Source organism: Phyllobacterium chamaecytisi, assembly GCF_020164455.1.
GTDB lineage: Bacteria > Pseudomonadota > Alphaproteobacteria > Rhizobiales > Rhizobiaceae > Phyllobacterium > Phyllobacterium chamaecytisi.
The window spans coordinates 101,541-113,540 of sequence record NZ_JAIQWW010000004.1; the positions used below are offsets into that span (position 1 = coordinate 101,541).

Annotated in this window: 9 protein-coding genes; 4 read left to right on the forward strand and 5 right to left on the reverse strand. The window is 58.9% G+C overall.

Annotation, left to right across the window (positions count from 1 at the left end; all coding sequences use genetic code 11):
• Positions 1–18: 18 nt before the first annotated feature.
• Genes LB462_RS07870 through LB462_RS07880 form a run of 3 tightly spaced genes read right to left on the reverse strand, consistent with a single transcriptional unit; the run spans position 19 to position 6,168 of the window.
• Entirely contained in the window at positions 19–2,463 is a 2,445-nt protein-coding gene (locus LB462_RS07870) for a GcvT family protein (protein ID WP_224506739.1), read from the reverse strand.
• Positions 2,460–4,907 (reverse strand): GcvT family protein, encoded by a 2,448-nt coding sequence (locus LB462_RS07875; protein ID WP_224506740.1) that lies wholly within the window; start codon positions 4,905–4,907, stop codon positions 2,460–2,462. Before LB462_RS07875 ends, LB462_RS07870 begins: the two co-directional genes overlap by 4 nt.
• A 28-nt stretch (positions 4,908–4,935) precedes the next feature.
• Positions 4,936–6,168, reverse strand: a complete 1,233-nt coding sequence (locus LB462_RS07880; RefSeq protein ID WP_224506741.1) for an aromatic ring-hydroxylating oxygenase subunit alpha — start codon at positions 6,166–6,168, stop codon at positions 4,936–4,938.
• A 150-nt stretch (positions 6,169–6,318) separates the two neighbouring features.
• On the opposite strand from LB462_RS07880, the gene LB462_RS07885 reads away from it, so the two are divergent.
• A complete protein-coding gene (locus tag LB462_RS07885; RefSeq protein ID WP_224506742.1) occupies positions 6,319–7,227 on the forward strand; it encodes a LysR substrate-binding domain-containing protein in 909 nt (302 codons plus the stop codon).
• Here the strand turns inward: LB462_RS07885 and LB462_RS07890 are convergent.
• Both LB462_RS07890 and LB462_RS07895 read right to left on the reverse strand, forming a co-directional pair.
• Positions 7,214–7,705 carry a thioesterase family protein gene (locus LB462_RS07890; protein WP_224506743.1) on the reverse strand — a complete coding sequence of 164 codons (492 nt, stop codon included), beginning with the start codon at positions 7,703–7,705 and terminating at the stop codon, positions 7,214–7,216. The two genes, LB462_RS07885 and LB462_RS07890, sit on opposite strands and share 14 nt — an antisense overlap.
• Before the next feature lie 84 nt (positions 7,706–7,789).
• The gene (locus tag LB462_RS07895) at positions 7,790–8,773 is read right to left on the reverse strand and encodes a GlxA family transcriptional regulator (protein WP_370637089.1); all 984 of its coding nucleotides are present in this window, start codon (positions 8,771–8,773) and stop codon (positions 7,790–7,792) included.
• A 76-nt stretch (positions 8,774–8,849) separates the two neighbouring features.
• On the opposite strand from LB462_RS07895, the gene LB462_RS07900 reads away from it, so the two are divergent.
• From LB462_RS07900 to LB462_RS07910, 3 genes are read left to right on the forward strand one after another with little or no spacing between them, the layout of a single operon-like run.
• Positions 8,850–9,755 carry a beta-keto acid cleavage family enzyme gene (locus LB462_RS07900; protein ID WP_224506745.1) on the forward strand — a complete coding sequence of 302 codons (906 nt, stop codon included), beginning with the start codon at positions 8,850–8,852 and terminating at the stop codon, positions 9,753–9,755.
• 5 nt (positions 9,756–9,760) lie between these two features.
• Positions 9,761–10,825: a carnitine 3-dehydrogenase gene (locus LB462_RS07905; RefSeq protein ID WP_224506746.1), complete on the forward strand. Its 1,065-nt coding sequence runs from the start codon at positions 9,761–9,763 to the stop codon at positions 10,823–10,825.
• Between the two features lie 4 nt (positions 10,826–10,829).
• Positions 10,830–11,993, forward strand: a complete 1,164-nt coding sequence (locus tag LB462_RS07910; RefSeq protein WP_224506747.1) for an acyl-CoA dehydrogenase family protein — start codon at positions 10,830–10,832, stop codon at positions 11,991–11,993.
• The last annotated feature ends 7 nt before the right edge of the window (positions 11,994–12,000 follow it).

Genomic DNA, 12,000 nt, shown 5'->3' on the forward strand with positions numbered 1-12,000 from the left:
CCGGTAACCCGGCCAGTTCTACATCCTCACCCGCTCGGCCTTTGGATCGTACATCGGCCGCAGTGAGGCCTCGGCCTTCACGCGCACACCGGCGATCTCGATCTCATAGTCGGAAGCCAACACCTGTTCGGCGCTCTCACCCTTGCTCGGCACATAGCCCAGCCCGATGGCGCCGCCGAGATGATGTCCGTAATTGCCAGACGTGATCGTCCCGACGATCTTGCCGTCGCGGACAATCGCCTCGTTGTGAAACAGCAGCGGTTCGGTATCGCTCAAGCGGAATTGCACGAGACGGCGATCAAGCCCGGCGTCCTTCTTCCTCAGCACAGCGTCGCGGCCGATGAAATCGCCCTTGTCCGCTTTCACCGCAAAGCCCAGCCCGGCTTCGAGCACATGGTCCTCGTCGGTAATATCATGGCCAAAATGCCGGAACGCTTTTTCGATGCGGCAGGAATCGAGCGTGTGCAGGCCGCACAGTTTCAAGCCAAGGTCCTTGCCGGCTTCTTCGATTGCCTCGAACACATGTGCTGTCTGATCCGTCGAGACATAAAGCTCCCAGCCGAGCTCGCCGACATAGGTCACGCGGTGTGCTCGTGCCAGGCCCATGCCGATTTCGATCTCGCGTGCCGTCCCAAACGGATTGCCTTCGTTCGAGAAATCATTCGGGCTGATCTTCTGGATCAGTTCGCGTGATTTCGGCCCCATCACGCAAAGCACGGACTCCGCGGCAGTTACATCAGTAATGACCACGAACTCGTCCTTGAGGTGCTTGCGCATCCAGGCAAGGTCGCGCTGCAGCGTCGCGCCGGGTACCACCGCGAAAAACGCCGTATCCGACAGCCGCGTGATCGTCAGGTCGCTCTCGATCCCGCCGCGATTGTTAAGCATCTGCGTATAGACGATGCGGCCCGGCTCGACATCGAGCTGATTGGCACAAAGCCGCTGCAGGAAAGCCAGTGCATCACGGCCCTCGATGCGGATTTTTCCGAATGAGGTCATATCGAACAGACCGACATTGGTGCGCACGGCAAGGTGTTCGTCGCGCTGGTTTTCGAACCAGTTCTGCCGCTTCCACGAATAGCGGTATTCACGCTCCTGCCCTTCCTTGGCAAACCAGTTGGCGCGCTCCCATCCCGCAACTTCGCCAAAGACCGCGCCCCGGGCCTTCAAATGCTCGTGGATGGGCGAGCGCCGCACATTGCGCGACGTTGCCATTTGCCGGTACGGGAAATGATCAGCGTAGAGCAGCCCAAGTGTCTCCGACACCCGCTCCTTCAGGTAGCGCCGGTTCTTTTGGAACGGCTGCGCCCGGCGGATATCCACCTCCCATAGGTCGAACGGCGCTTCGCCATCGTTTATCCATTGCGCTAGCGCCATCCCGGCGCCGCCGGAGGAAACAATGCCGATGGAGTTGTAACCTGCTGCAACCCAGTAGCCGCCAAGTTCCGGCACTTCGCCGAGATAATAGCGGTCATCGGGGGTGAAGCTTTCAGGACCGTTGAAAAAAGTGTGAATCCCGGCAGTACCGAGCATCGGCATGCGGTTGACGCCCATTTCAAGGATCGGCTCGAAGTGCTCGAAGTCTTCCTGCAACTGGTCGAAACAGAAATCCTCGGAAATACCGTTCATGCCCCAGGGCTTGGCTACAGGTTCGAAAGCGCCGAGCATCATCTTGCCGGCATCTTCCTTGTAGTAGGCGCATTCATCGGGAACGCGCAGCACGGGCAGACGCCCGAGCCCCTCGATGGCCTCCGTCACGAGGTAGAAGTGCTCGCAAGCATGCAGCGGCACGGTCACGCCCGACGTTCCCGCCAGATCGCGCGCCCACATCCCGGCGCAATTGATCACGACATCGGTCTCTATCGTGCCGTGCTCTTCACCTTGCGCCCAGGTAACTCCCGTCACACGGCCGTTTTTCTTGAGAACTTCGGTGACCTTGACGTTCTCGATGATCTTGGCGCCGCGCTGGCGTGCACCCTTGGCAAGAGCCATGGCGATATTGGCCGGGTCGCACTGTCCGTCGAGTGGCAAATGCACCGCGCCAACCACATCCTCGATGTTAAGATGCGGATACATCTCCTTGACTTCACGCGGAGAAATCTCGCGCACATCGACATCGAATGCCCTTGCCAACGACGCCTGCCGGTAGATCTCGTGCTTGCGTTCCTCAGTCAGCGCGACGGTGATCGACCCAACCTGGCGCATGCCGGTCGCGACCTCGGTCTCTGCCTCCAACTTGACGTAAAGGTCCGCGGAATATTTGGCGAGCCGCGTCATATTCTGCGAGGCGCGCAACTGGCCGATCAACCCCGCAGCATGCCACGTCGTGCCAGATGTGAGCTGTTTGCGCTCAAGCAAAACGATGTCGGTCCAGCCGAGCTTGGCAAGATGATAGGCGACGGAACAGCCGGAGATGCCGCCACCAATGATGACGGCCCGGGCCTTTGCCGGTAGGAAGCTCATGCGCGAATTCTCTCGTTTTTGGGGTCCCACAGCGGTTGGTCGGGATGAACCGTTGCCTTGAAGCGCTCGCCAAAGATTTCCACCTCGACTTCGGTGCCGGGTTCAGTGAGTTCTGTCTTCAGCATGCCCAGCGCAATGGACTTATCGATGCGGTGGCCCCAGCCGCCCGACGTCGTCTCGCCGACAATATTGCCATCGTGCCAAAGCGTCGACATGTAAGGCGCATCGCAATCCCCTGCATCAACAGTCAGCGTCACGAAGCGCTTCTTCACGCCGTGCTGCTTTTCGCTTTCGAGCGCCGCCTTGCCAAGGAATTCGGGCTTTTCCCATTTGATGAAGCGTTCGAGCCCGCTTTGCAGCGGTGTGTAATCTGTTGAGAGGTCGCCCTTCCACGCGCGGTAACCCTTTTCCAGACGCAGCGAATCCAGCGCGAACATGCCGAACGGCTTGATCCCGTATTTCTGCCCCGCCTCCCACACCGCGTCGAAAATCGCTGCCGTGTCGGCCACCCTGGTGTGGACTTCCCAGCCAAGTTCGCCGGCAAACGATACCCGCACCAATTGGCAACAACGCCCGGCAATCTGTGTCGTCTGGTGCGAGAGCCAGGATTTTTCGAGATCGGCATTGCAGATATCGCGGAACAGATCGCGCGCTTTCGGCCCGGTCACGATCTGGCAGGAGAAATCTTCTGTCACATTGCTGATGCTGATTGAACTGCCGTTCGGCAAATGATTCAGTAGCCAGTCCCTGTCATGCCATTCGGCAACACCAGCCGTGATCAGGAAGAAGACATTCTCGTCGATCGCCATTATCGACATCTCAGTGACCACGCGGCCCTTGTCATCGGAAAAGTAGCCAAGTCCGATACGTCCTGGTTTGGGAACGATGCCGGTAATCAACGTCGCCAGCCATGCGCGCGCGCCCTCGCCGCTCACCTTGAAGCGTGAGAAGCCCGGCAGATCGAGAATCCCGACCGCGTCGCGCACCGCATGGCATTCTTCGCGAATACGCTGCTGCCAGGGTCCGTCGCGCAGGAATGTCTGCGTGGATTCTTCAGACGTGTCGTCGCCGGGCTGCGCGTACCAGTTGGCCCGCTCCCAGCCATTATAGGCACCAAACTGTGCACCGAGCTTGGCGATGCGGTCATGGATCGGCGAAAGCTTCTTGTTGCGCCCCGTTGGCCATGTGTGGCGCGGGAAATGGATGGCGTATTCATGCCCGTAGACTTCAACACCCTTGGCGACACAATAGTCAGGATCGGTGAAGGCGGTAAACCGGCGGGGATCGCACGACCACATATCCCACTCGGTCGCGCCCTCGGTCACCCATTCGGCAAGGACCTTGCCCGCCCCGCCGGCCTGCGCGATGCCGAAGGTGAATACACAGGCCTCGAACGCGTTGGGAACGCCAGGCATCGGGCCAATCAGCGGATTGCCATCCGGCGCGTAAGGGATCGGACCGTTGATGATCTTCGACAGACCCGCCGTGCCAAGGATCGGAACGCGTGCGATGGCATCGTTCAGATACCATTCGAGCCGCTCCAGATCGTCAGGGAAAAGCTGGAAGGAGAAGTCGTCCGGCATCGGATCGTCGGAAGTCGCCCAATGCGCCCGGCAATTGCGCTCATAGGGGCCTAGATTCATGCCGTTCTTTTCCTGCCGGAGATAATATGAGGAGTCGACGTCGCGCAGCAGGGGCAGCTTTTGGCCATGTTCGCGCGACCAGGCGGCGATCTCCGGGATTTCGTCGAACAGCAGATACTGATGGCTCATCACCATCATCGGCACGTTGCGACCGAACATCCTGCCGATTTCCTGCGCGCGATAGCCTGCGGCATTGACCACGTATTCGCAGCGAATGTCGCCCTGCGGCGTCGAGATGACCCACTCGTCATTGTCACGCCTGGCACCCGTTACAGGGCAAAAGCGGATGATCTTGGCGCCGAGATCGCGAGCGCCCTTGGCAAGAGCTTGCGTCAACTGCGCTGGATCGATATCGCCGTCGTTGGGATCGTAGAGCGCGCCTTCGAGCTCATGCGTCGAAATAAACGGATAGCGCCCGTTGATCTCATCGACCCCCAGCACGTCGATATCCATGCCCTGATAGCGGCCCATGCTCTTCACCCGCTGGAATTCGCGCATCCGCTCCTTGGTATGCGCCAGCCGCAGCGATCCGGTGACATGGTAGTTCATGGGATAATCGACTTCGGCGGCTAGCCCGCGATAGAGCTCTGCTGAATAGCGCTGCATGTTCATCACTGACCAGGAGGCGGAAAACGTCGGCACATTGCCCGCCGCATGCCATGTCGATCCTGATGTCAGCTCGTTCTTTTCAAGCAGCACGCAATCGGTCCAACCCGCCTTGGCGAGGTGATAAAGCGACGAAACGCCGACCGCCCCGCCACCGATGATGACGACGCGCGCCGACGTTGGAAAATCAGACATATGCAGTCCCCTGTGGTCTCATGCTTTTCTATGGCCGTGCGATTTCATCGAGGTACCACTGGATGTACCGCAGTTCATTGTACTCCATCGGTGCAATAGGTCCCGGCACGAAATAGTGCGAACGAACGCCACGCGCCGTATGTTCGATGATCGTCTTGTCCTCGGCAGTCGTGACCTTCCACAGCCAGGTCAGTTTTTCGAGGTCGTAATCCTTGCCTTCTTCGGCATCGCCGCGCACCAGCCAGACCAGTTCCATCTCGCACGTATCGACGCTTTTCGGAATGAACCGATAGATCATGCCATGGTCGGGATAGCACACGAGGAAGCTTGTGCCCCCAAGATGGATCGAGGTAACGCCGCCATCGAATTCGGAGAAGCGCCCCATCAGTGGCCCGACTGGCGAACCATCTTCGCTGCCACTGGAAACGCCATCGTAGAGCGCATAGCGGAAGGTATGAATTGTTTCCTGGCCATGCGCCGAATTCTGCCAGTGATCGCCAGTCGCAATGTCGATGCCAAGCGCACAGGTGCGCTGTTCCATCCGTGCGTTCAGCTCAACGATCTTCTCGGCAGGCTGTTCAAGTGCATGCGTCTGCGAATATTCTGGATGGGCCGGTCCGCAATGGTAGCATTCCACATAGTTTTCGACCGCAAGCTTCCAGTTGGCATCGACGGGATAGGTCTCGCGGTGCGCGACCTTGGCGTCCGCCCAGCCATACTGACCGCAAGTCGTACGCAGCGACTGTTCGATAATGGAAAAATCCAGTGGTTCGTCGGCAAAGCAGATGAAGATCAGTCCCTCGGCCACCCGCACATGCAGCTTCTTCAAGCCATGGGCGCTGCGATCGAAGTCCTTCGGCATCAGCCGCGCCGCGCGCAGACTGCCATCATTGGTGTATGTCCAGGCATGATAGGGACAGACGAAGAAGCGCGCATTCCCCTTCTGCTTGGTGCAGACCTCGGCACCGCGATGGCGGCAAACGTTCAAAAAAGCATGGATCGACCCGTCTTCGGTGCGTGAAACAATCACCGCCTCACTGTCGATCTTGAAAAGCTCGAAATCTCCGGCGTTGGGGACGATGCTGGCGTGACCAATGCAATGCCAATGGCGCCGGAACACCCGCTCCATGTCACGTGCATAGATGTCTGGATCCATATAGAACGCACGAACCAGGCCGTGACCGGCTTTGTGCCCGGCGATCAGTTGATCGATCTTGTCCAGAGACGGCGCAATTTCCGCAAAGGCCTGGTCTGCACCCATTTCATTCTCCGAAAGGATTGTTCCCGGACGCCCTGTTATTTATGACCGCGCCGCAGTTTAGAATGATTCCGCATTGCGCCGCATTCAAGCGATCGTTACTCATAAAGACATGAATTATTCTCAAGCATCCAATTACAGGGTTTCCGGGCCATGATGTCGAAGCCCCGCATTCCGCCGCTTGGCTCGTTGCGCGCGTTTGAGGCGTCGGCGCGACTTTTGAGTTTCCGGCTTGCTGGAGAAGAGCTTGGCGTAACGCAATCCGCCATCAGCCACCGCATCGCCGAACTTGAAGCCATTCTCGGCGTCAAGCTGTTCGAACGCCTGCCACGCGGCGTGTCGCTAACCGACGCCGGCACGCTCTACTATCCTTACATGCGAGATGCGTTCGAAAAGATCGCGCGCGGTACGGCGCTGATCAACCGAATCGGCACGACCGACGACCTCGCACTCGAAACCTATGCGACCTTCGCCATCCGCTGGCTGATCCCACGGCTGACGGACTTTCGCAAGGTCAATCCCAATCTCGCCATCCGTATCGGCACCAGCCAGCTCGACTGGGAGCTCAACATCGATAGCTCCGACATCGGGATCATTCATACCACCCGGCCGGAGCGCATGAACCTGCACTACCGCTTGCTGGTCAAGGCTGAGATGTGCCCGGTATGCAGCCCGCAGGTGGCCGCGCGGATCGAAGGCGACGCGGGAGCCCAAGCTCTGGGCAAGGTGCCGCGCCTGGCGCTTTATACCTCACCTGAGGATTGGGGCACGTGGCTGGAGGCGGCGGGCATCGCCGATACCGCGCAAGCCGTAACATTGAAGTTCGACACCTATCTTGCCGCCCTTCAATCGGCTCTGGATGGTCAGGGCCTCGCCGTCGCACCGGACTTTCTCGTGGCTGACGACATCAAGGCCGGGCGGCTCGTCGCCCCGTTCCCGCTGAAAGTTCCGCAGCCCGGCGCCTGGTACATGATCTGCCGCAAGGAGCGCGTCGGCGAAACCCGCATCCGCCAATTCGAGCGCTGGCTGGTTGAACAGTTTGGCGGAACTACTTCCGCTTGATCCCGATCGAGCGGCCAACCCGCGCAGGTATTGGCAGCTTGGAATGGGCCTCCTTGTAGCGCTCTAGCGTCGGCAAAATGTCATCGGGAAACGGCACGACCTTCGGGCCGTTCATATCCACATGCAGCGACATCACCTCCGCGGTCGCCGCCACCCAGCCATCCTGGTGCACGATCTCATTGTAAGTGTGCAAACGCTTGGCATCGAAATCGATTAACTGGCTGGTAACCGTCACGATATGGTCGAGATGAATTTCCTGCACGTAGCAAATGTGCACTTCGGCGGTGTAGATCGTCAGTTTGCGTTCGGCGGCATATTTTGGGCCGAAACCCAATTCGGCAAGAAACTCATCGCCGCCCCGGTCGAAAACCACGTTGTAGTACGCCATGTTCAGGTGGCCATTATAGTCGATCCACTCCTTCTCCATGGCAATCGGCGCGGACCGGTACAGTTGACCTTGCAAATTTTCGGCTGACATTCTGGGCTCCTGACTGGATGGCGCAACTATTCGATCGCGGGTTGAAACATGAAGTCCGTAGCGCTGCTTTGTCAAAAGCGACGCTCAGTGAACAGGCCGGAAAGCGCTTGGCGGCTTGCCTTCAAAATTGCGAAAGGTTCTGGTGAAGGCCGATGCCGATGAAAAACCCGTGCGCGCGGCGATATCCGCCAGCGGCGATTTCGTATCGGTAATCAGCCGCCGCGCAACTTTCAGCCGCAGCCGTAGGTAATACCGGCCTGGCCCCTCGCCGACAGCCTTGGCAAAAATTTTCTCTAGACTGCGGGCGCTCAGGCCAGTGCGCTTGGCAATAGCGCCGATGGTCAACGGCTGTTCGATATGGCGCTCCATCAGGCGAATAGCACCCGCGAGCTTCGGATGCACATCGTCGAGCCGTCCCAGCGAAACCAGCGGCTGCGCATCGTTCGAGGCATGTGCCCCATCATAGATGAACACGCTCGCCACATCGAGCGCGACGGACATGCCGTAGCGCGATCGGATCAGATGCAGCATGAGATCGAAGGTTGGCGAGGCGCCGCCGCTCGTGAAAACCGGCCCATCGATGACGTAGCGGTCTGGCCGAATATCCGCATCGGGAAATTCGGCCGTAAACTCCTCCATGTCCTCCCAGTGCGTCGTCGCCTTGCGCCCTGAAAGCAGGCCCGCGCGCCCGAGCAACCAGGAACCGGCTTCGATGCCGCCGATCATCCGATAATTGTGAACTGCACGGCGCAGATTGGCCGTGAAGGTGGTGCGGGCGATATCGGATGTACCAAAACCACCTATAACCAAAAGCATATCGCCCTTTGCTGAAGTATCGAACGAACTGGAAACTGCGATGGGAAGGCCACATGTGGTCATTGTCGGCTGTCCATCCAGCGAGACAATCCGCCAGTTGAACAGATTTGCGCCTGACACGCGATTGGCGGCGCGCATCGGATCTATGGTAGAAGCAACGCACATCAGCGACGCTCCGCTGAAGACGAGAACGGTCACGTCCAGCGTCTTGGTGTTTGGTGAAAAGAGTGGCGATGTTTCGCTATTCATCAATTCCTATTCGTATATTGCAAAGCATCGCTTGGCAATCGGGGCATGATCAGGTCAACAAGAACATGGGAGCTTTACAATGGGACTCACCCCCAATCGCGAAGTATTCATCACCTGCGCCGTGACCGGTGCAGGCGATACCACAGGTCGTTCCGACAAGGTTCCGGTCACCCCGCGCCAGATCGCCGATGAATGCATTGCTGCGGCCAATGCTGGCGCAGCCATCGCGCATATTCACGTGCGTGATCCAAAAACGAGCAAGGGTTCGCGCGATGTCGCGCTCTATGCGGAGGTGGTCGAGCACATCAAGGCGTCAGGCGTTGACATGGTCCTGAACCTCACCGCAGGCATGGGCGGTGATCTTACGCTCGGCAGCGTCGAGCAGCCGATGCCGCCTTCCGCCAACGGCACCGATATGGCCGGCGCGACGGAACGCCTTGAACATGTGGCAAAGCTGCGCCCGGAAATCTGCACGCTCGATTGCGGCACGATGAATTTTGGCGAAGGCGATTATGTCATGACAAACACGCCGGCCATGCTCAAGGCCATGGCGGCGCAGATCAAGGCTCTCGGTGTGCGGCCGGAAGTTGAAATCTTCGATACGGGCCACCTGCTTCTGGCCAAGTGGCTCTACGACCAGAAATTGCTGGAAGATCCGGTCATGGTGCAGCTCTGCATGGGCATTCCGTGGGGTGCGCCGGATGATATCAACACGCTGCTCGCGCTGACGAACAACCTTCCGTCGAACTGGACCTTCTCGGCCTTCTCCATCGGCCGCAACCAGATGCCCTATGCGGCGATGGCGATGCTCGCAGGCGGCAATATCCGCGTCGGCCTTGAAGACAATATCTGGCTCGACAAGGGCGTTCTTGCCACCAATGGCCCGTTGGTCGAACGCGCCGTAAAAGTTGCTGAAGGCATGGGCGCTCGCATTCTCGGACCGAACGAAGTCCGCGAGCGCATGAAATTGACGAAGGGCTGGTAAGAATCATGGCAGGTATTCGCAAGGCCGCGGCAATCGGCGGCGGTGTTATCGGTGCGGGCTGGGTAGCGCGTCTCCTTCTTAATGGCATTGACGTATCGATCTTCGATCCGGATCCGGAGGCGGAACGCAAGGTCAGCGAAGTGATGAAGAATTCACGCCGCGCCTATAAGACAATGGTGCCAGGTGGTTTGCCGAAGGAAGGCAAGCTGACATTCGCCAAGTCGATCGAACAGGCCGTCGCCGGTGCCGATTTCATTCAGGAAAGCGTGCCGGAGCGGCTTGACCTGAAGCACAAGGTGCTGGCCGAGATCGACAAACACGCGGCGGTCGATGCCATTGTCGGTTCGTCCACTTCGGGCATTCTGCCGTCGGACATGCAGACCGCGATGAAGCACCCGGAACGGCTGGTCGTCGGTCATCCTTACAATCCCGTCTATCTCCTCCCGCTGGTCGAGATCGTTGGCGGCAAGCAGACCTCGCCGGAAGCTGTCGAAAAGGCACGCGAACTCTACACTTCCATCGGCATGAAGCCGGTGGTCATCCGCAAGGAAATCGAAGCCTTCGTCGGCGATCGCCTGCTCGAAGCCGTCTGGCGCGAATCCCTGTGGCTGATCAAGGACGACATTACAACCGTCGAGGAGCTCGACGACATCATCCGTTATTCGTTCGGCATTCGCTGGGCGCAGATGGGGATGTTCCAGGTCTACCGCGTTGCTGGCGGTGAAGCCGGCATGCGCCACTTCATCGCGCAGTTCGGTCCATGCCTCTCATGGCCGTGGACCAAGCTGATGGACGTGCCGGAACTTGACGAGGAACTGGTCGACAAGATCGCCAATCAGTCCGATGAACAGGCGCATGGCCTGTCGATCCGCGAGCTGGAGCGCATCCGCGACGACAATCTCGTGGCGATCATGGAAGCACTTTCCAAGCAGAACAAGGGCAAGGGATGGGGTGCAGGCGCGCTTCACAACGACTACACCAAGCGCCTATCGAAGCTGGCACAAAAGCCCGCCACGTCCAAAGCAGCCGAAAAGGCAAAGGCCCACAAACCTAAGAAAAAGAAAGGCTAAAGCGATGGATTTCGGTCTTTCGGAGGAGCAAAGGCTGATCGTCGATACGACACGCGCCTTTGTCGAAAACGAACTTTATCCGCACGAGGCGGAAGTCGAGCGCACCGGCGTCCTGCGCAAGGAACTGGCCGACGAACTGAAGCAAAAGGCAATCGAAGCCGGGCTTTATGCCGCCAACATGCCTGAAGAGGTTGGCGGTGCCGGTCTCGATACCGTGACGTGGCTGCTTTACGAAAAGGAGCTTGGCCGCGCCAATTATGCGCTGCATTGGACCTGCGTCGGACGCCCTTCCAATATCCTGCTTGCCGGCACCGACGCGCAAAAGGAAAAGTACCTGTTCCCCTGTATCCGTGGTGAAAAGTCCGATTGCCTGGCTATGACCGAGCCGGGTGCCGGTTCCGATCTGCGCGGCATGAAGGCGACCGCCGTCGAAAAAGGTGGCGACTGGGTCGTCAACGGCACCAAGCACTTCATCAGCCATGCTGTCGAAGCTGATTTCATCATCCTCTTCGTTGCCTCGGGCGAAGAAGACACGCCGCGCGGCAAGAAAAAGAAGATCACGGCCTTCTTCGTCGACAAGGGTCATCCCGGCATGACCATCCGCGAGGGCTATCGCAACGTTTCGCATCGCGGCTATACCAATGCGATCATCGAATTCGACGACTGCCGACTGCCGCAGGAACAGATCCTCGGCGACGTTCACAAGGGCTTCGAAGTCGCCAACACCTGGCTCGGCGCAACCCGTCTTCAAGTGGCAGCAACCTGTCTCGGCCGCGCCGAACGGGCACTTGGCCACGCCATCGAATATGCGGCACAACGCCAGCAATTCGGCCAGCAGATCGGCAAGTTCCAGGGCGTATCGTTCAAGCTGGCCGATATGGCCACGGAATTGAAAGCTGCGGACCTGCTCACCTTCGAAGCCGGCTGGAAGTTCGATCAGGGCACAGTCACGGATCAGGACATGGCGATGGCCAAGCTCAAGGCCACCGAGATGCTTGCTTTTGTCGCTGACGAGGCGATCCAGATTCACGGCGGCATGGGCCTGATGGACGACCTGCCGCTCGAGCGTATCTGGCGTGATGCGCGTGTCGAGCGTATCTGGGAAGGCACATCCGAAATCCAACGGCACATCATCTCGCGTGCCCTGCTCCGCCCGCATGGCGCGTGACGGAGCA

Excerpts from the sequence above, each read along its gene's own strand:
- LB462_RS07870 (WP_224506739.1), bottom strand. The coding sequence starts at position 2,463 with ATGAGCTTCCTACCGGCAAAGGCCCGGGCCGTCATCATTGGTGGCGGC.
- LB462_RS07875 (WP_224506740.1), bottom strand. The coding sequence starts at position 4,907 with ATGTCTGATTTTCCAACGTCGGCGCGCGTCGTCATCATCGGTGGCGGG.
- LB462_RS07880 (WP_224506741.1), bottom strand. The coding sequence starts at position 6,168 with ATGGGTGCAGACCAGGCCTTTGCGGAAATTGCGCCGTCTCTGGACAAG.
- LB462_RS07885 (WP_224506742.1), top strand. The coding sequence starts at position 6,319 with ATGATGTCGAAGCCCCGCATTCCGCCGCTTGGCTCGTTGCGCGCGTTT.
- LB462_RS07890 (WP_224506743.1), bottom strand. The coding sequence starts at position 7,705 with ATGTCAGCCGAAAATTTGCAAGGTCAACTGTACCGGTCCGCGCCGATT.
- LB462_RS07900 (WP_224506745.1), top strand. The coding sequence starts at position 8,850 with ATGGGACTCACCCCCAATCGCGAAGTATTCATCACCTGCGCCGTGACC.
- LB462_RS07905 (WP_224506746.1), top strand. The coding sequence starts at position 9,761 with ATGGCAGGTATTCGCAAGGCCGCGGCAATCGGCGGCGGTGTTATCGGT.
- LB462_RS07910 (WP_224506747.1), top strand. The coding sequence starts at position 10,830 with ATGGATTTCGGTCTTTCGGAGGAGCAAAGGCTGATCGTCGATACGACA.